Genomic DNA, 19,117 nt, shown 5'->3' with positions numbered 1-19,117 from the left:
ACTATAGTTCCTCTTTTCTATGATAACGGCTAAAGTCAGTTAAAAAAATCAACAAATTAAATTCGTTACTCCGCTACACAACGGATTGGAAAAGCCTGAAATTTATTCATAGTATTATTATCGCCGGGTGTATTTACCATCATACCCGTAGAAGATCCCTGAAGATAATAGATATTATTTCCCTCGGTATAACTTGTATGGAAATAGGCAAATTGTCCGCGCTGTTCATAGCCCAGGGGAGCATAAATACCTCCATAGTCATGTGTTTGAACACGTCCACCGACAGGAAGGGTCAATTTTACATTTTTGTTGCGGATACTGGTCAGTACTTTTGCAGCACTATAATTCGTCTGGCTAGCGGCCCATAAGCCAATATTACTTGCTGTTGTGCCACTGATCAGGGATTCGGCTTCTCTTTTGGTGGGGATACGGTAACCACTCGGACATGGGTCAGTAGCCGTTTTTACTGGAGCAATTTCAGTTCCACTATTCCATGCATTATCGGGTTGTACAATGTTTGAACTCCAACTCGATACACCGGGCCAATTTGCTGTCCCTATTGCTGGTATCCTTCCCCATTGATAAAAATTACCATAGAGATCCATGATTGACGGATCCTGATCGGGGTCGATGTTGGAAGTTGAACCAGGGGCGCCCAAGTCATAACGCATCCAGACGACACCGTTGATACGTGCTGCTTTTTGTCCCTGATGATCCAGAAAAACATCTTTTGGATTGATACGGATTCGGAGATCATATTTCACACCTGGGTTGATGACTACGTTATTAAGGGCTACAATATTCTGTTGTGTCATAGGACCTACCGTAATAGATGCTAAATTCAGAGTGCCTGTAACTGTTATCGCATTTAAGATCAATGGTGCCGAAACAACAGTTCCCGCATTAAGTGCTTGAAATATGATCGGAGCATTCCCGATCTGCCCTGATTGTGCTGGTGTGCCATTAGACAATTGAATAGCTGTTGTCGGGTAATGAGGAGTAATAGAAGCAGTTATGGCAGTAACATCGTATCCCGTTGCCGAAGCGTCAATGATTGTGGTGATCATGCTCATCTTATGTGTCAATGTAATATCCACATAATTGACCGTATTGCCACTGACAACCATATTATCTTTTTTGTAATACATCAAGTCGGCACTGCCGGAAAGTCCCTCTAAACTTGATGTCACTAATGTTTTGTTCGCTGGATTCGCAAAGGTTATTGGCGGAAGATCTGTAGCGCTGTTTACGGAATAAGCGACAAAGGTATAACTTTGTCCGCCATCTAAACTCAATTGTAAGGTGTTACCCTCATTACCACGAATATAATCCCTTTCGGTGACGTATTCACCTGAAGATTTATACACAGCCATTTTATAGCGTATTCCCGGATCAAGCGGTTTTGTTTCTGTACTGGCTTTGGTACTTGCTTTTGCGCCTATAGGCTCATACGAACTTGCTGGAGCCAGTTCAGCCTCCAGGGTATATTCACCATTGAAGGCAACCTCCTGTCGTTGGATCCTGCTCATTTCTGTTGCAGGAATCCCTGCTGTGGATTTCTTCTCTATACTTTCCTGATTGTCATAATGATTACCAAGTATATTGACTTTAACCACAGCCTTCTCTGTTGAGACAGTAGGATGATCATCTTTCGTACGACAGCCAATTAGGGCAAATAAAACAAAAAAAAGAAACGCACCCATTTCCATGGTAGAATTGATTCTGTTGTTTAAAATCTTATTTTTCATTTTTTCTCTTTCGGTTACTAATAAGTCCCTTAATCAATTATTTGTATCAAATAATCCTTTTATCTTTATTACGATCAGAAGTATCTACCAATCTAAGTCGGCTGAAGCTTCTGGCATTTGCTGCCATTCCGTACTTACGCTATTATTAGGTTTGGTGGTTGCGGAATCTGCGGCGATGCCATTCTCCATTTTCACTTGAACGGTCTTAATTTGAGGTCGCTCGTACTTCTCCTTTGTCGAATCGACAAGTTTGTTTCTATTTGAGGTTCTCATTATTCAATTTTTTATAGGTTTACTATTGCTTGATGATTGAGGTCGTAAATTTTGTTGTGTTATATCGTTGTCAATTAACTTAACGGAATGCAATGGAGGATTCCAAAGAAAATCGGCTAAGAATGACACAGTTTTCATGACCGTAGATTTTATCCAAATTTACAGAAGATCCAAATGAGGGAAAATCGCTAGTACTAGCGATTTTTTGCTTTGCATTTTAGGTTTGTAGATTTGATGTTGGATTCGTTGTTGTATCGTTCGATTCTGAACATTCGGTGTCCGATTATGATCAATCTCTGATTATAAATATGTTTTAGTGTGCTGTTTAACAGTAGTATACTGTTTTGGCAAGCGAGTTGATAAGGAAGTTAATCGAGAAAATTGTGTAAAAGATGACGCGGAAGCCATCGCCTTTTTTGTCACAAACACCAAAAAAAACGACATGGATCATGTTATTCGGCGTCTTAAACTTAACATATTATGAAAATCATAAAATCTTTACCTATTGCCCTTATTTTCGGACTAATGGTCTCAACAGCTTGTGCGCAAACCGAAAGTCAGCTCCAAAAAGAAATTTCCGGGGTTGAATCAGGGCTGATACCACCTGTACGCTTTGTGGGGGAGCGATCTTGGGATATTGCCTCACGCATGAAGTTTTATAATATTCCCGGTGTGAGTATAGCTGTTATCAAAGATTCTAAGGTCATCTGGAGTAAGAGCTACGGCGTTGTAGATCTTGAGTCCAAGGCTCCAGTCACCGCTAAAACATTGTTTCAGGTTGCTTCGATGAGCAAGCCTGTCAGTGCTTACGCTGCGCTCAAGGAGGTAGAGCTTGGTAAATTAGCTACAGATACGGATGTGAATTCATTCCTAACGTCGTGGAAAGTTCCAGACAACGAATGGACTAAAACGAAAAAAGTCACCCTCAAGAATATCGTCAGCCATACTGCTGGTTTTACAGTAAGTGGATTTCCGGGCTATAAGGTAACGGATCCGATGCCCACGGCAGTGGAGGTGTTGAATGGAGGAAAACCCGCCAACACCCCTGCGGTATTTGTCGATAAGCTTCCTGGAGCAAATTTTCGCTATTCAGGAGGTGGATATACGGTAATGCAACAGATGCTTATGGATATCGAAGGGAAAGATTACACAAGCATTATGAATGAGAAAGTGCTGCTGCCATTGGGAATGAAGAATAGCACTTTCGCACAACCACTTCCAGCTACACAAGCAGAGTTTGCCGCCACAGCCTATTCCGAAGATGGAAAGCCTGTTGAAGGAAGATATCATGTTTATCCGGAGCAGGCTGCTGCAGGATTGTGGTCTACAGCTGAAGATTATGCCAAGTTTGTGATCGATATTCAACATACATTGGCAGGCAAAAGCAGCACTGTTATTTCCAAAAGGACAGCAGAAGAGTTTACCAGCCCTTTCATTGAATCCTTTATCGGTCTAGGGCTGTTCATTGAAAACTATGCGGGAGCTGTTTACTTTTGTCATGGTGGCTGGAATGAAGGTTTTAGTTCTTATTTTATAGCAAGCAAGACAAGTGGTGACGGGGTTGTCGTATTGACAAATACCAACAAACCTCTATTTATCAACGAACTCGTTCGCGCGGTCGCTTTAACCTATCAATGGCCCAATTACATTGCTCCAGCTAATAAAATTTTACCATCAACCGCACAAGAGCTAAGCTCCTATATCGGACGTTATCGTGCCGATAAATATGGATTAATCAAAGTCTACAAAGAAAATGGCAAACTGATGGCCATACAGAATCTAGACGCCCCTGTCGAACTGATTAAAGTGGGGGTAGACACATTCGCGATGCATGACTGGGATTATAAAATGGCCTTTGTAAAGAATAAAGCTACAGGTAAGCAGGAGCTTGTTCAGGTTTTGCGTGATAAAACAATCCATGCCAGAAATCCAAAACTTAATGCAGGCGATGTTATTCCGCTGGAGCTGATTTTGGAAGGTCATTTTGAACAGGGCGTAAAAGCTTATCAACGTGCAAAACAAGAGGATAGTGAGCATAGGCTGCTTTCAGAAGGTTTTCTGAATGGTACAGGTTATGAGCTCCTTTCTCAAAAGAAATTGATCCAGGCGATCGATATTTTTAGGGTCAATACGATTTTATATCCGATGAGCGAAAATGTATATGATAGCCTGGCAGAAGCTTATCTGAAAGCGGGCAAAAGAGACAAAGCAAAGCAGAACTATATAAAGTTGCTTGAAATCAATCCTAAAAACGAAAAAGTAAGTAAGATTTTAGAAACCTTATAATAAAAGTGTAATGAACCAATTTTTTGCTAATTTGCACCCATGTCAATGCAAGCAAATACCTATCAATTATTTTCCAAAGAGATTCTATCGACCTGGAAGAACCAAGATGTGTCCTATATTAAGGTAGAAGAGTTGTCTACCATCGAGGGGATCACCTTTTTTGAGCTGATACCTGATTCGGAGCTTTTGGATGGGGGAGAACTCGATACACTTTATGCGATAGATTCGGAGGATGTCGATGATATGCTATTATTCAGTAAGAATGTTAAGTTTGTCGTCCACAATATTTATTTGGAAGAGGATTAAGTGGATTGGACGGTTCTATAATACCGTTATGTCAGTTTTTTTATTTTTTGTAGCAAGGAGGGTATGTTTTACGTATTATGTAAATAACACATTATATAGTAAACCTGATAATTATGAAATTAATCCGACTATTTTTCCTGATAGTTCTTTGCGTAGCTTGTAAAAAAGATAATCAGTCCTACGAAGAGCACTATAAAAAAGCCGATGCGAAACTTGTTGAAATAGAAAAGTTGGTCAAAACATCATCTTGTAACGATCTTAGCAGTTTGCAAATTGATAGTGTTATTGGAGGGTATAATGGCGGTTACAATAGCGTTTACAAATACTTCCCTGTAGGTAATGAGATAAAAAATGCCTACAATAAACTAAAATCAGAATATATATCGTTGCTGGAGGCCGCTAGAAAAATAGATGAACGGCCAATATTTGATATGTTAGTCGAATCCGAACCTCATTTTGGCATCGGTTGTATTGATGGTTCTCCAAAAGTACTGTTGGCATCGGATTTCAATCTTGAGCAAACGAGAGAAAAATTGAATACGAATATAAGGGCATTGGAAACTTTCTATGCTAATCCAATCTGTCATAACCCGAGTAATTGGTATGCGCTACCAATAGCTAAAGACTGCAAATTGAAATATGTGCTATTTCAAAATGATTCAAATAGCGAAAGCAGAAAGGATTTTAATGCTATTTATCGTCAACATAAAGCCTTATCTCGTAGACTGGCTAAATTAGATCCCAACTATGTAAAATGTGAAAATTTACTTGCTTCTCACAAAAACGTACGTTGTGAAAACAATAAACCGGTGATAGAAGAATAGCAGATTGCCGTAATTTTTATTTTATGGAATATTTCTCAGCATCCGGATTGACAAGATTGAGTTTCTGTATAGCTTTTGGAAATTTACTATAATCTATTTGAAGTAATAGAACAAAAGTCGTCTGAATCAATTATCAGACCTTTTAAAAGAAGCTTTTTCTTCATGCACAGTATGCGATTTCTTTCGAATCTGATTGGGCGCTATGCCACATTGCTTTTTGAATGCGACGGAAAAGGACGAGGGCGACGAGTACCCTGTTCTGAAGGCAATCTCTTTAATGGATAGATCAGTTGTTCTCAAGAGGGAGATTGCTTCCTGAATATGTACTTGAGTTGCAAATTGGAAGAGACCCATACCGAATCTTTCCTTGAATCCTTTTTTCAATTTGTATTCATTGACGCCAAATTTGATAGCCAGTTGCTCGATGGTATAAAATTCACCAGTATTTTTTACAATAAAATCCTGAACTGTATAGAAGATATTGGCCTCAGTCTCTCCATAACTACTAATTATATCACTTTGTTTTTTTTCTTGATCAATCCATTCAAATAGCAATTGCAGGAGGATCATTGTTCTGCCTTTCATAAAGTATTGTCGTTGAATGCCTGTTTTGCGACAGGATTTCATCTCCTGTAGGATATGAAGCATCTGTGGACTGAGGGGAACGCCCTCTTCAACCAAACGAACAAAATTATTCTTGTCGACCTGGGCGATAAATGAGTCTACCACCTGCATTTCGGCAACAAACTGATGAAAATAGTCGGATTCCACATAGATATCAAAATTGCGATAGGCAATGTCTTTCCTGAAAAATATCTCCACATCGGATTCAGATGGTGTGAAATAGATATAATTGTGCTGCGGCAGATAGCTGTTTTCCCTGTTGTTAATGCTATCCTTTAGCACCTGCTGATTCAGGAAAAAGGCAATCTGAATATAGTTTTTTGTAGAAGTTCTATACGTTAATGTGATATCTTGTGCGTAAGTATAAGCGTAATCCCTAATGATAAATTCCGGACTGTCATAGATATAAGTTGTGGTAAAATTTCCCAAAGGAGTTTCTAGATGTTTTATCGTCTGGTCATTTTCGTCCTGATCATAAAAGCATAATACTTCGTCCATCAGTTCCCGATTTGTTTTAATTTCTCCCATATTCTAATGTTTTTCTCCCGAATTCGAAATTTGATTGCCCAAATGTGCTCTACTTTTGCGTTGTAAATTTAATTATATTAATTCTAAATAGAGTATGTTAAAGAAAAGTATTCTCTGGAGCATCTTGGTTTTGCCCACTGTGGTACTGGCTCAGAGCGGCAAGACGGAAAAAGAGAAGAATAAAATAAATCCGGCTGTCGACTCCACGAAGGTGGATAGCACAAAATCCTATGTGCTGTCGACCGCGAACGTTGTTGCCAACAGAACAACAATACCATCTTCGACTTTACGTCTGGGCGAAAATCTTTTGGTCACACCGCAAAATATTCAGGTTATAGACCAGCGTCTACTCAATGATCAAATGATATTAACGACTGCTGAAGGTCTGTCGCGGAACGTAAGTGGTGTACGGACGATCACACATCAGGAAGAGGGGAGTGTAGGGATTGCAGTACGTGGATTTCAAGCGTCGAATCTCCGTAATGGGATGGACGTAAGTGGTAGTTTCGGGCCACTACGTGAAGACATGGCTTTCGTGGAGCGCGTAGAATTTGTGAAGGGACCAGCAGGTTTTATGATGGGTAATACACAGCCCGGTGGTTTCTATAATATCGTGACCAAAAAACCATCGGGAAATAATCAACGAACAGCACAAATGACCCTGGGGAGTTACAATTTATTGCGCGCTGCGGTTGATATTGACCAGCGGTTGAGCACTGACGGTAAGTTTTTAGGACGGTTTAACGTCATGGGAACCAAGAAGGGAAATTTTCAGCAAAATGTCGGTCACGAACAATTTGTTTTGAACCCATCCTTTAAGTATAATGCCAGCGAAAATACAAATGTAATATTCGAATATATCCTCTCTCAAAATAATTTTGAAGGTGGATTTTCAAAATATGCCTATGGCATCGACGGTTTTAAGGAGGTGAAAAAGAACTTTTCATTTAGCGATCCGATTATGGATCCGACCAAGTCCTGGGAACATAATATCTATGGAACAATCAACCATAACTTTAATGAGGATTGGCTGTTGACAGCACAGTTCGGTTATGTACGGTCTGAAATGGAAGGAGCCTCCCTGTATGCGAATTACAATACGATTGCTTTAAAAGATGGTGCTAACGGTGTTAAGAAGGGCGATGTAACACGTAATTTGAGTATCAATGATGCTTTGAATACTTCGACTGTCGGGCAGGTATTTACACGGGGAAAATTCAAAACAGGAGAGGTCAACCACAATATTTTGGCTGGTTTAGATATGGGCAAAAAGTTCTATGTCGCGGATTGGTCTGAAGCAGGTAGTATTGTTGATCCAAGCAAAAAGCTGCCGGTCAATGCCGATGGTGAGGTAATCTTTAATATCTATAATCCGGTTTATGGCAATTTGACCAAGGATATGTTACCGGTATATGACCGCTCCAAATCACTACGGGAACGTGGTGCCAATTATCTATCGGATTACTCATACAGTTCTGTCCATATTCAGGATGAAGTTCGTTTTTTGCAGGACAAACTTAGGGTCGCTGCTGGTCTACGGTATACTGCAACAAAGAAGGTATCTATTGCCAATAATGGTAATGAAGTTAAAAATGAAGCATTTACACCGCGGTTTAGTGTGACGGGGTTGTTGACACCTACTTTTACCCTTTATGCGTTGTATGATGAAACATTTCAGGAGCAAGTAGGATTGTTGTTGGATGGAGGGACAGCAGATCCTTCATACGGGCGAAATAGAGAGATTGGGCTGAAGAAAACCTGGTTTCAGAATAAATTGATGACCAATTTGACAGCTTACCACTTGACAAAGACCAATATGCTCACTGCGGCTGGAGTTGACAATCCCGGAAGATTTGAACAATCGGGCGAAGCAACATCTAAAGGTATTGAGTTAGACGTCAATGGGGTTATCAACAAAAACTGGAATGTGGTATTCAATTATGCCTATACCGATGCCAAAGTTACAAAAGATAAGGATCCCAAGAAGATTGGCGGAATGTTGTATGGTACAGCCCGTCATATTAGCAATGCCTGGATAAAGTATACCATTGCAGACGGGAATTTAGAAGGTCTCGGATTTTCTGCAGGTTATGAATATCAGGCGAAGCGTGCTACCTGGCCAGTTGTCCAAGACCATAAGTACCTTCCTGATGACTTGTTTTCCATAGACTTGGGGGCGTCCTATCAAAAAAATAACTATCACATTGCACTATTGGTCAACAATGTGACCAACCGTTATAATTACGTCGGTTTCTATCCCGGAGCCTGGAGATATACGCACTATGGATGGCGGGCAGTCAATCCGCAGGGCTTTAGGTTGAACCTGGCCTATAAGTTCTAATACATGCCGTTACACAGTAAAAATTATTTGTCACATTTTACTGAGGGATGTCCAAAAAAATTGGGGCATCCCTATTTTTATGCAGTTCTGCTTACTTCCTGAGATATTCTTATCATACTATTCCATACCAGATGGATCATAAGTAAAAGCAATACATATACAAGTGCATTGATCGGATTTTGGTTTATCTATAGGTTAAAAAATGGAAAAAAATACAAGTCTACCATTAACCAGCTGAAATCTACCTTTATGTACCCTTATAGTACCATAAAGGCACATATCGTTTTGTAACAAAGTAGTACTTTATCTGTGCTTTATCTGTACTGGAGAGGTACTATATCTGTACTGGGGAACTGTTTCGTCGTATGGAGAAATAATTTTATCCGTTTGTAGAGGTTTGTCTTAATCAAAAATATTTATTATTTAAATATAGTTAATATGCTGAATTGGCTTCAAATGACTCCAAATGGATAGGGCAGAGCTATCAAAGTAGCTTCAAATAAATACAGCTAATTCTGGCCGATTTGCTCCATCTGTAAATCGCATTTATAATAAACGATCAATATATAATTTCATGATGATCAACAGGAGAGCTGTCAGAAGGGGAAGAATCGTTACAAAAGACCAATCGGCAATTTATACTTTTTGGGATAATTATTTTATCAATGTACCGGTTCTACTCAAAGACCTGATAATCGATTTACTAATTTTTTCACTACTTAGCAATCATTTTATTTCTATTATTTAACCTGTTAGTCAATAGCAAAATGTTTTATTATTTATAATTAGTCTAATTAATTTCATTTATACCATTGGATGTACTATATTCGGCTCCATAATTTTTTTTATGGGAATCAGATCTATACCTATTGCAGTAGCGATATTTTCGCTTACAGGAGTCGCCAATGCGCAGACAGCGAGTATCTTTGGTAAAATAACGACAATTGATGGTAATCCGGCGGAGTCGGTCAATTTGACCATCAAAGGAATTAACCGACAGACTCGGACGGATAAAAGTGGGAACTACAAATTTGACCGATTGAAACCTGGAAGTTACCAGATTGTGGCCAGTTTCACCGGACTAAATCCGATTGAAAAGGAAGTAATCGTTGAAAATAACAAACCTGTTATCCTGGATTTCGCTTTAAATGAGAACTACGCACAACTGCAGGAGGTGCTGGTATCTGCTTTCAAAGTCAACCGAACGACCAGCGCTGTAGCCAAAATGCCATTGAACAATATAGAGAATCCGCAGGTCTATAGCACCGTTTCACATGAGCTATTAAAACAACAGGCAATCACAAGTTTTGATGATGCCCTGATCCGCAATGTCTCGGGGCTCAGCCGGACATGGGAATCTACGGGTAGAGCTGGGGATGGCGGCGCATATTTTTCCTTACGGGGTTTTGAAGCACAAAGTAATCTTGTTAACGGGCTTCCCGGCTTATCAAGCGGTATCCTTGATCCGGCCGGAATAGAGGAGATTCAAGTCCTGAAAGGACCTTCTGGGACTTTATTCGGTGCCAGCTTTTATGGGTATGGTGGTGTAATCAATACGATTATGAAAAGACCATATTTTGAAAATGGTGGTGAAATTTCCTACAACTACGGTAGCAATAAGCTGCATCGGGCGACAGTTGATCTCAATGGCGTCCTGAATAAAAGTAAAACCCTGGCACTCAGGATCAATTCAGCCTATCATCATGAACACAGTTTTCAGGATGCCGGATTTAAAAAATCCTTTTATTTTGCACCATCGTTGACCTATCAGGTAAATGACAGGTTGACCGTTAATCTGATGACCGAATTGCTTGATATGAAAAGGGCTGTCGCTCCCGTTTTTTTCCATTCGGATAGGGTAGCACGGCTTACCTTTAAAAATATAGACGAACTAAACCTTGATCCCAAGCTTTCCTTTACAAGCAATGAATTGACGATCAAAAACCCACGGACCAATATCCAGGGCGAAGTGCTTTATAAAATCAATGAGAGCTGGAATTCGCAGACTGTTGTTTCATACGGAAAGGTAAAGTCGAATGGAATATACAGCTATATATGGGGTAATCAGGGCAATTTTTTTGACCAGTACTTTCACAATGAAAATCAAAAGACAAGAACTTATGATCTGCAGCAAAACTTCAACGGTGATTTTAAATTGGCCGGTTTAAGGAACAGACTTTTGGTTGGTGTTGACTATTTCTCGAGGGATGTCAAGGAAAATGGGTCTGGTTGGGGGCTTGGACGTAGGGTAAGCCCGCAGGGGGAAATAAAAGGACCATTGGGTGAAAACGAAACAGTATTAGATCCTGTTCCATTGACCAAGGATGCCATAGATAAGTTGCTGGCGGAGACAAAAGCCGGAGATCCCTCCCATATTAAAAATAGTTCATTTAGCGTGTATGGTTCCGATCTAGTGGATCTTACGGATAAACTCTCCGTTATGCTGAGCTTGCGCGCAGATTATTTTGACTCAAAAGGTGATGTTTCTAATAAAGACGATGATTATAGCCAATGGGCACTATCTCCAAAATTCGGTATCGTTTACCAGATCGTAAAAGATAGAGTCTCTGTATTTGCTAATTATATGAACGCTTTCTATAACATTGCTCCAAACATAACCTATGACGGCAATAATGTAAAAATAGGCATAAAGTCATTTAAGCCTGAGCGAGCCAATCAATGGGAATTCGGTGCCAAAGCGAACCTGATCAAAGATAGACTATGGACCACATTAGCATTGTACGACATTACTGTGGCAAATAGGGTGTACAGTACACCAACCGGATCTGTACAAGGCGGGAAGGTAGAAAGTAAGGGCTTTGATTTTGATATTGAAGCACTTCCTTACCAAGGAGTTTCGGTAAAGGCCGGATTTAGCTATAATGATATTCAGATAATTGCCGGAAACGGAAATGATTTCTATAATGAAAAAGGACGTGCTCCCGGAGGACAAGGGCCAGGTACTTTAGCAAACCTTTGGGGAAGTTATCAGATTCAGCATGGGAACCTGCGGAATCTCGGTTTTGGAATCGGAGGTAACTGCGGTGGAAAATATAAGGTAATAGACAATAGTGTGACGGGTGTATTTGAACTTCCGAGTTATGCGCTTTTAAACGGCAGTATTTTTTATTCTTTTCATAAATTCCGCGTAAACTTTAATATGAACAATATCAATAATAAACAATACTATATCGGTTATTGGTCCGTTAATCCACAGCAAAAAAGAAATTTTGTCGCGACGGTTTCCTATAAACTGTAATTGAAGATTCTTATCAAATTGGAGTAGATTCAACTGAAATCTTTCCAAGACTCCCCAAAACGGCAGATCATTGTATTGATTTGTCGTTTTTGTTTCTATAAACAGCGGGATTTTACCGTCGATTTATCTTTCTTATCACACAAGTCAATTGAAGATATTTTCCCCTGATTTCACTCATCGTTGTGGCGGATACAGCTGATGAGATTACCTTAGGATTTGAAAATAAGGCTTTCTTATCACTGTTCGTAAAACCATCTATATTCAGGGTTGTGATCAACTGAAGTGCCTCTGTGGCTAGACAGAGAAAGCATTCTGCTAAATAGTTTAATGCGAGATGGGAGCCAGGCTACTTTAAGATCTGTTCCCTATACCTAATTCCCCATGCACCCATGGTATCAATAATCTGATGGAGGCTTTTTCCAAATTCAGTCAGTTCATAATCAACCGATACAGGCATGGTATTATTTTGTGTTCTAGTGATAAGCCTGTTCAGTTCAAGGTCTTTTAGTTCTTTTGAAAGCGTTTTTGACGCCACGCCCTCCACTTGTCTTTTGAGATCCATAAACCGCATTTTACCGACATAATAAAGATGACTAATGATCAAGGTTTTCCATTTTCCATCCAATAGGGACATCGTATCCCTGACACCACGAATATGTTCGTTGCATTCCGGCGCAATTTCAATCTTTTCTTTTTTCATAATGCAATAAAAAACAAAGGTATAAAATGTTTTATGCAATACTTGGTTACTCCAAAGTAACTAGTTTCCTCTAGGTAACAAGTAGCAATTTGATACTTAATAACTTTTAACTTTGTTGCATCAAAAAGAATTAGGTGATTCTATTTCAATGAAAGAATTACATTAATTGGAATTTTAAGACGATTAAAAGATAAAAGTTATGTCATTAAAAGAAGCCCTTAATTGGAGATCTGCAACCAAAAGTTTTAACGGAGAAACAATTGAGAAAGAAAAATTGGATCAGATCCTTGAGGCCATTCGCTTAGCGCCAACAAGTTCTGGTCTTCAGCCATTCAAGGTATTTGTGGTCAGTAATCGAGACATCAGAGCGAAATTGACGCCAATAGCCTGGGGACAACCTCAGATTTTACAAGCCTCCCATATTCTTGTTTTCGCAGCATGGGATGCTATTTCCGTGGATCGGGTAGATGGTTTTTTTGAATATAGTAATCAGGTCCGCAACCTTCCTTCAACAGCAACTGACGCTTATAGATTGAACCTTTTGAGGTTACTGGATAAGAAAACGAAAGAAGAGCAATTTATCGATGCTTCGCGACAATCTTATATTGCGTTAGGCTTTGGATTATTGGCAGCCGCCGATCTTAAAATTGACGCAACCCCGATGGAGGGCTTTGACAATAATGCTTTGGATGAACTACTGGATCTAAAGTCGCAAGGATTAAGAAGTACAGTCATGATGGCCTTGGGACATCGTGACGATGAGAATGACTGGTGGTCAAAATTAGATCGGGTACGCAGACCGCACGAAGAGCTATTTATTGAACTATAGATCATTCGTTTAATTGTTAAAAAGGGAGCCTGGGCTCCCTTTTTTTGTTATTTATTATAGGGGATAGTTTCCTTCCCGTTGGATTAGCCGGAATTGACTTTCTGGAATTCATTTAATCCTGCTCAGCATCACTACCTATAGGGTAGTTTTTTTTAATTTTTCACAATTAATTTTTGGAAATTAAAATAATTAATATTTAATTATAATAGCTTGCATGTTTTTGTATTATAGAGTTTGTTGTACACTATAACGTTTTCGGTAATTACGCAATCGTTTGATGAAATTTTATAAAACTTTTCCGCCTATATTGCCACCGATTTTAAACCACGAAATTTCTTGTTATAGAAATTTAAAAATATGATGAAAATACGTAACGGACATAAAAATCTGGGATGGTATTCTTGCGAATAAAATAATTAACACAATTTATAAACTTAATTTAAAAACCAATGAGAAAGAACATTTTTTATGTTATTGCACTCTGTTGTATTGCTGTATTTTCATCCTGCAAAAAGGATGCTGGGCGGATGGTTTCTGCTCTTGCTGATCTACAATCCCCAGCACTGGCCATTGCAGACAGCGTACAGATCTTCAAAATTACACCATCGGCATCCACAGAGGTGGATCGGCTACAATTCAGAGCAAATCACAACGATATGCAGGCGACGGGATTTTATGTCGCTCCCAATAGCACAATTACACTGAATGTAAAAATCAATACGGGTACTACTGTTGCCCGTCTGGCAATTGGTACGCCTTTTCGAGATAATATTCGACCTGTTAGACAGTATTTTAATCTTCAGGCTGGAACGCAGACCTTCACGGCTGATCAGTATGGAGGTTTGGTGTATGTGATTTATACCGCCAACAATTACAGTACTCCGGGAGAAATTGAAGTGACCTTTGGAGATGGCTTTATTCCTGTTCCGTATTTTCAGAAGGGAAAAACAACACATGCGCAATGGCTGGTCACACTAGACTCGTTAAAAAACAGCGCGCCGGATGTCATGTTCTCTTCTGACCGTACGATTATGGTCGCCAATATGGATGAAGCCCTTTTATATCAGAACGAAGATCAGCAGTTAATTGTAGACCGACTGGACTCTATCATCGGCTTTTCAAATTATATTAGTGGATTGAGCGGAACAAGTGGCGTACATGCAATTCCTTATAACAAACATTTGATTACGGTTAGAGATTCTTCTGCTGGAGGGTATATGGCAGCTGGTATTTCTATTTATTTTACAGAATCTTTATCGTATCGAATGCTGCAACCTAAGTATCTTTCCAATACAAACGGTTGGGGAATCTGGCATGAAGTGGGGCACACTTATCAGCAAAAGGCCTGGACTTGGGGCAATCTCACCGAAACAACAGTCAATGTCTATTCATTGGCCAGCGAAAGAGGATTTGGTATTCCTGTGAGCCGTATAACCGCAAATAATTCCTGGCCAAAATTAGATACTTACTTTCAAAAGAATATAGCAGACCGTAATTTTAATGCGGGTGATAATGATCTAAAAATGATTATGTTCCATCAGTTATGGTTGGCATTTGGCGATAACCTCTATATTAATTTGAGTAGATCTACACGTGAAAATCGACCAACCGTTTCTACCGATGCCGAAAAGATGCGTTATTTTATGCTTTCAGCCTGTCAGATTACACAAAAGGATCTCTCAGATTTCTTTAGAAAATGGGGCTTCAAAGTTGATGAATCTGTGTATACAGAAATCGCTAACCTTAGTTTAACTGCACCGGCTCAGGATATTACCTTGTTAAGGGATTAAATGATTTGATATCATTGTCCCCTACAGCGTCCAAATTGTCTCAATAGGTTTCGAAGACTGGACATATTGAAAATCAAAAAAGGCAGATCATTTTAATGATCTGCCTTTTGGGTAAGTAATCGGGCTCGAACCGACGACCCCTAGAACCACAATCTAGTGCTCTAACCAACTGAGCTATACCTACCGTGATTTTGATGTCACAAAAGTAGTATTATAGCCCATATCTTCCAAATGTTTTTTAAACTTTTTGATTAAACAATTGTCTATCAAATGGTATATTTTTATCGGAGCATATTGAAAGGCGACAAAAGATAATATTCGCGTAACATTTTCGGTTCAAATGGCCATAATTGGACCTTGGTCTATTATTTGTATTATACTATTTATGGGAAAATTTTTGAAATTTTTAATTGTCGTAGCCATTTTGGCAGTGGGAGCTTGGTTTGTCTATCAAAAATATAACAGCGGACCACGGGTGGAAAGCAAGCATCAGCTTCTGGTTGATCGCATTGAAGCTATGGGGAAATTGGAATTGGTGAAATATCGCTACAGCGATGTTGTTGAACATAAAAATATCAATACCTTCTTGCCTACAGCAAGTGTATTGCTAATTGTCAAAGCGGATGCTGTTGGCTGTGTGAACTTAACAAAACTGACACCGGAGGATATTAAGGTGGTAGGGGACTCTGTTTCCATTAAATTGCCGGCCCCGGAGATCTGTTACATTAAGATTGACCACGAGGCATCAAAGGTATATGATACCAAAATGGCCTTCCTGCGAGAGGCAGAATTGGTTGATGAAGCTTATAAAACTGCTGAAAAAGCTGTAGCGGATGACGTGAAGAAATCCGATATCCTGCAACAAACCAAAGCAAATGCAACAACTGTGTTCAAACCATTGTTGCAAGGATTGGGCTTTTCGAAGATCAACCTTACTTTTGAGTAGATGGGTGTTAGGCTCATGTTGATTTTTTCTTGCCCTCAGAAAGCTTTGTTTTAACGCTGTATATGTGATCTGTACCTACTTGGGGTAATACCTTTAATGGATTTAAAAATTTTATTAAAATTCGAAAGGCTATTGAAACCACAGGCAAAGGCTATGTTGGTGATCTGTAATTTATTTTCGGTAATCAGCCGGCATGATTCGCTGATGCGTACTTCATTGACAAACTGAACAAAGGTCTTTTGTGTACGGGACTTAAAATAACGACAGAACGAATGTTTGGACATATTCGCTAGGGTCGCAACCTGGTCCAGCGGAATCTCTTTTGTAAAGTTGTTGAACACAAACTTAAAGATACGGTCGATTTTCTCATTGTCCATCGAACTGTAATTGTGTGTGTAACCTGGACTGGAAAGATATTCATATTCATCAGTTGTAATCAACAATTCGATGATTTCAAGCAGCAATATTGTTTTTTTAAAACCGTAGTCGAGATGAACTATTTGTTCCAGTTTGTGTTTTAGCTGCTGCTTTGTTTCTCCCCGAAATAGAAGTCCCCGCTTGGAGGCAGTCAGAAAAGCCTCTATCTTATGTGTTTTAAAAAGCTGTCCCAATACTTCTAAGAGTAATTTAGGTTCGACATAAAGTGCCATTGAGCGCGATAGATCTGTTGAATCCTGATTCGAGCTGTCATTGTGCCAAACATGGGGTAGGTCAGGTCCCACAAAAGTCAACTCATCGGTCGAAAAACTGTCGATACTGTCCCCTATAATACGTTTACCCTCACTTTGGACAATATAAGTCATCTGACAGGCACTGTGAAAATGGAATTCCGTGGAAAAAAAAGGCTGGCAAACTTCTTTTGTTGCAAATGTCGCTATCTCGGATCCCTCCAATATTTTAGTGAAGATGGGTTTCATTTACTGGTTATTATGTTATTTAATGGATGTTAAATATAGCTTATTTTGTCATAAATACGAAACGATAGTCGAAATGTCGTTAATATAGTGTCAATATTGAGCAATCTAGGCACAGTTTTATTGTCCTAAGAGTAGTAGTTTAGCTTTATGTAAAAAGGAGTATTGATAACAAGAATACCTAAATATGATATTAAAAAAGTTAGTTCCATTTGTATCCTTTACGCTCGTGTGTGCAATCTCCATTTTAATGGTTTGCTGTGGACGGGGTCAGGAATCTAAATCTGTTAAACGCTATGCTTCCATTACAGGTTTAAAAGCCGAAAAATTGGAATATTACAAAAAACTTCACGCGGGTGCATGGCCGTCGGTGCTGGGGAAAATTAAGGAATGCCATATCCAGAACTATTCTATTTTTCTGAAAGAGGTCGATGGGCGGCATTATCTATTCAGTTATTTTGAGTATACCGGAGCGGATTTTGATGCCGATATGCAACGGATGGCCGCTGATCCCGAAACGCAACGTTGGTGGAAGGAAACAGATCCTTGCCAGATGCCACTCCCGGATGCCCGTGCAAAAGGAGCGGTCTGGTCGGATATGGAAGAGGTATTTCATACCAACTAACCGAAACAAAATCCGAATAATAACCTAAAACAAAAAAAATTATGAAGAAGCATGTGTTTTTTAGTTTAACCTTATGCTTATTGGCCGCTAAAGTATTCGCCCAGACGAAAGTTGTTATACCCACAGCATCCGATAAACCCAATCGATACCAACAGGAGCAGATCGATCGCAAGTATGGGATGTTTATCCATTTTGGTATAAATACCTTTCACGATCAGGAGTGGACGGACGGATCGAAACCTGCCAGTTCTTATGCGCCAACAACCATTGATGCAAAACAATGGGTATCTACGGCGAAAGCTGCTGGAATGAAATATATCATATTGGTAAGCAAGCATCACGATGGTTTTTGCTTATGGGATAGTAAATATACCGATTATGATGTGGCAAATTCAGCTAACAAGACGAATGTTGTGGAGGCGCTGGCAAAGGAATGCCGTAAGCAAGGCATCCGTCTGGGACTTTATTATTCCTTGTGGGACCGGAAACAGAATGGGAATGTAAATGACAGAAAAGCGGATAGAGCCTATAATACCTATATGCTCAATCAATTGACGGAATTGCTGGATATGACCAAGAAGTATACAGATATCGTCGAACTTTGGTTGGATGGTGGCTGGGAAAAGGAGAATTATAGATGGCCCGCACAGGAAATATATACCCTGGTCAAAAGTAAGGCTCCTCAGTGTCAGGTGGGTATCAATTGGACCATTGGTAGTCCCGAAAATGCGGATAAACACGTTGTGCAGCCCAAGGATCAACAGAATTTGTTCCCAATACGTTATTTCCCAAGTGACTTCCGTTTAGGTGATCCATATTTGCCAGGCACACCTGATCCCAAACTCTTTACCGCACAGGGGAATATCTACTACATGCCTTTCGAGACAACGGTTGTACTTGGCGAGCGCTGGTTTTATAATACAACAGACAAAAAGTACAAGACGCTTGCAGAACTGGAAGATATCTACCGGACAGCAACCGCGCAGGATAATATACTGATTTTGAATGTTGGCCCCAATAGGGAAGGACGTATCAAGGAGACAGATGTCGCGTTGCTGCTCCAGTTGAAAGAAAAATTAAAATTATAAAGCAGAATCCACTTATCCATAGATTATAAAAATTAG

15 protein-coding genes and 1 tRNA gene are annotated in these 19,117 nt (G+C 39.6%); 10 read left to right on the top strand and 6 right to left on the bottom strand.

The features are described 5' to 3' along the window. Positions 1-65 precede the first annotated feature (65 nt). A complete protein-coding gene (locus ABFX33_RS16465) occupies positions 66-1,748 on the bottom strand; it encodes an FISUMP domain-containing protein (RefSeq protein WP_346086902.1) in 1,683 nt (560 codons plus the stop codon). An 84-nt stretch (positions 1,749-1,832) separates the two neighbouring features. Further along, entirely contained in the window at positions 1,833-2,021 is a 189-nt protein-coding gene (locus ABFX33_RS16460; protein WP_257090955.1) for a hypothetical protein, read from the bottom strand. Positions 2,022-2,501: 480 nt separating this feature from the next. On the opposite strand from ABFX33_RS16460, the gene ABFX33_RS16455 reads away from it, so the two are divergent. The 3 genes from ABFX33_RS16455 to ABFX33_RS16445 all read left to right on the top strand — a co-directional run bounded on the left by ABFX33_RS16455 (position 2,502) and on the right by ABFX33_RS16445 (position 5,437). Beyond that, positions 2,502-4,307, top strand: coding sequence for a serine hydrolase (locus ABFX33_RS16455; RefSeq protein WP_346086901.1), 1,806 nt, complete (start codon positions 2,502-2,504; stop codon positions 4,305-4,307). Between the two features lie 39 nt (positions 4,308-4,346). Further along, positions 4,347-4,613, top strand: a complete 267-nt coding sequence (locus ABFX33_RS16450; RefSeq protein WP_346086900.1) for a hypothetical protein — start codon at positions 4,347-4,349, stop codon at positions 4,611-4,613. A 113-nt stretch (positions 4,614-4,726) separates the two neighbouring features. Continuing rightward, complete coding sequence (locus ABFX33_RS16445; RefSeq protein ID WP_346086899.1) at positions 4,727-5,437, top strand: hypothetical protein; 711 nt, start codon at positions 4,727-4,729, stop codon at positions 5,435-5,437. Between the two features lie 126 nt (positions 5,438-5,563). Here ABFX33_RS16445 and ABFX33_RS16440 read toward each other — a convergent pair whose 3' ends face one another. Continuing rightward, complete coding sequence (locus ABFX33_RS16440; RefSeq protein WP_346086898.1) at positions 5,564-6,589, bottom strand: helix-turn-helix domain-containing protein; 1,026 nt, start codon at positions 6,587-6,589, stop codon at positions 5,564-5,566. Positions 6,590-6,683: 94 nt separating this feature from the next. On the opposite strand from ABFX33_RS16440, the gene ABFX33_RS16435 reads away from it, so the two are divergent. Together ABFX33_RS16435 and ABFX33_RS16430 are read left to right on the top strand one after the other, a co-directional pair. Then, a complete protein-coding gene (locus ABFX33_RS16435; RefSeq protein ID WP_346086897.1) occupies positions 6,684-8,930 on the top strand; it encodes a TonB-dependent siderophore receptor in 2,247 nt (748 codons plus the stop codon). A gap of 847 nt (positions 8,931-9,777) precedes the next feature. After that, positions 9,778-12,189, top strand: coding sequence for a TonB-dependent receptor domain-containing protein (locus ABFX33_RS16430; RefSeq protein ID WP_346086896.1), 2,412 nt, complete (start codon positions 9,778-9,780; stop codon positions 12,187-12,189). A 346-nt stretch (positions 12,190-12,535) separates the two neighbouring features. Here ABFX33_RS16430 and ABFX33_RS16425 read toward each other — a convergent pair whose 3' ends face one another. Next, the gene (locus ABFX33_RS16425; RefSeq protein WP_346086895.1) at positions 12,536-12,889 is read right to left on the bottom strand and encodes a winged helix-turn-helix transcriptional regulator; all 354 of its coding nucleotides are present in this window, start codon (positions 12,887-12,889) and stop codon (positions 12,536-12,538) included. A 199-nt stretch (positions 12,890-13,088) separates the two neighbouring features. Here ABFX33_RS16425 and ABFX33_RS16420 point away from each other — a divergent pair, with 199 nt between their 5' ends. Then, positions 13,089-13,718 carry an NAD(P)H-dependent oxidoreductase gene (locus ABFX33_RS16420; RefSeq protein WP_257090939.1) on the top strand — a complete coding sequence of 210 codons (630 nt, stop codon included), beginning with the start codon at positions 13,089-13,091 and terminating at the stop codon, positions 13,716-13,718. Positions 13,719-14,167: 449 nt separating this feature from the next. Continuing rightward, positions 14,168-15,508, top strand: coding sequence for a M60 family metallopeptidase (locus ABFX33_RS16415; protein ID WP_346086894.1), 1,341 nt, complete (start codon positions 14,168-14,170; stop codon positions 15,506-15,508). A 110-nt stretch (positions 15,509-15,618) separates the two neighbouring features. Here the strand turns inward: ABFX33_RS16415 and ABFX33_RS16410 are convergent. After that, positions 15,619-15,692, bottom strand: a tRNA-His gene (locus ABFX33_RS16410). A 201-nt stretch (positions 15,693-15,893) separates the two neighbouring features. Here ABFX33_RS16410 and ABFX33_RS16405 point away from each other — a divergent pair. Continuing rightward, entirely contained in the window at positions 15,894-16,454 is a 561-nt protein-coding gene (locus ABFX33_RS16405) for a DUF4230 domain-containing protein (RefSeq protein WP_257090936.1), read from the top strand. 50 nt (positions 16,455-16,504) lie between these two features. Here ABFX33_RS16405 and ABFX33_RS16400 read toward each other — a convergent pair whose 3' ends face one another. Then, positions 16,505-17,371, bottom strand: coding sequence for an AraC family transcriptional regulator (locus ABFX33_RS16400; protein WP_120257419.1), 867 nt, complete (start codon positions 17,369-17,371; stop codon positions 16,505-16,507). A gap of 184 nt (positions 17,372-17,555) precedes the next feature. On the opposite strand from ABFX33_RS16400, the gene ABFX33_RS16395 reads away from it, so the two are divergent. Then, positions 17,556-17,993 carry an L-rhamnose mutarotase gene (locus ABFX33_RS16395; RefSeq protein ID WP_346086893.1) on the top strand — a complete coding sequence of 146 codons (438 nt, stop codon included), beginning with the start codon at positions 17,556-17,558 and terminating at the stop codon, positions 17,991-17,993. A gap of 41 nt (positions 17,994-18,034) precedes the next feature. Continuing rightward, positions 18,035-19,081, top strand: a complete 1,047-nt coding sequence (locus ABFX33_RS16390; RefSeq protein WP_346086892.1) for an alpha-L-fucosidase — start codon at positions 18,035-18,037, stop codon at positions 19,079-19,081. Positions 19,082-19,117 lie beyond the last annotated feature (36 nt).

The organism is Sphingobacterium ginsenosidimutans, from assembly GCF_039536865.1.
In the GTDB taxonomy this organism is placed as follows: Bacteria; Bacteroidota; Bacteroidia; order Sphingobacteriales; family Sphingobacteriaceae; genus Sphingobacterium; species Sphingobacterium detergens.
The sequence above is the reverse complement of the archived record's forward strand: the minus strand, read 5'-3'. Positions and strand labels throughout refer to the sequence as shown.

Coding starts and splice junctions, on each gene's coding strand:
- ABFX33_RS16430 (WP_346086896.1), top strand. CDS start 9,778: ATGGGAATCAGATCTATACCTATTGCAGTAGCGATATTTTCGCTTACA.
- ABFX33_RS16435 (WP_346086897.1), top strand. CDS start 6,684: ATGTTAAAGAAAAGTATTCTCTGGAGCATCTTGGTTTTGCCCACTGTG.
- ABFX33_RS16415 (WP_346086894.1), top strand. CDS start 14,168: ATGAGAAAGAACATTTTTTATGTTATTGCACTCTGTTGTATTGCTGTA.
- ABFX33_RS16390 (WP_346086892.1), top strand. CDS start 18,035: ATGAAGAAGCATGTGTTTTTTAGTTTAACCTTATGCTTATTGGCCGCT.
- ABFX33_RS16400 (WP_120257419.1), bottom strand. CDS start 17,371: ATGAAACCCATCTTCACTAAAATATTGGAGGGATCCGAGATAGCGACA.
- ABFX33_RS16465 (WP_346086902.1), bottom strand. CDS start 1,748: ATGAAAAATAAGATTTTAAACAACAGAATCAATTCTACCATGGAAATG.
- ABFX33_RS16445 (WP_346086899.1), top strand. CDS start 4,727: ATGAAATTAATCCGACTATTTTTCCTGATAGTTCTTTGCGTAGCTTGT.
- ABFX33_RS16460 (WP_257090955.1), bottom strand. CDS start 2,021: ATGAGAACCTCAAATAGAAACAAACTTGTCGATTCGACAAAGGAGAAG.
- ABFX33_RS16405 (WP_257090936.1), top strand. CDS start 15,894: ATGGGAAAATTTTTGAAATTTTTAATTGTCGTAGCCATTTTGGCAGTG.
- ABFX33_RS16455 (WP_346086901.1), top strand. CDS start 2,502: ATGAAAATCATAAAATCTTTACCTATTGCCCTTATTTTCGGACTAATG.
- ABFX33_RS16420 (WP_257090939.1), top strand. CDS start 13,089: ATGTCATTAAAAGAAGCCCTTAATTGGAGATCTGCAACCAAAAGTTTT.
- ABFX33_RS16440 (WP_346086898.1), bottom strand. CDS start 6,589: ATGGGAGAAATTAAAACAAATCGGGAACTGATGGACGAAGTATTATGC.
- ABFX33_RS16450 (WP_346086900.1), top strand. CDS start 4,347: ATGTCAATGCAAGCAAATACCTATCAATTATTTTCCAAAGAGATTCTA.
- ABFX33_RS16395 (WP_346086893.1), top strand. CDS start 17,556: ATGATATTAAAAAAGTTAGTTCCATTTGTATCCTTTACGCTCGTGTGT.
- ABFX33_RS16425 (WP_346086895.1), bottom strand. CDS start 12,889: ATGAAAAAAGAAAAGATTGAAATTGCGCCGGAATGCAACGAACATATT.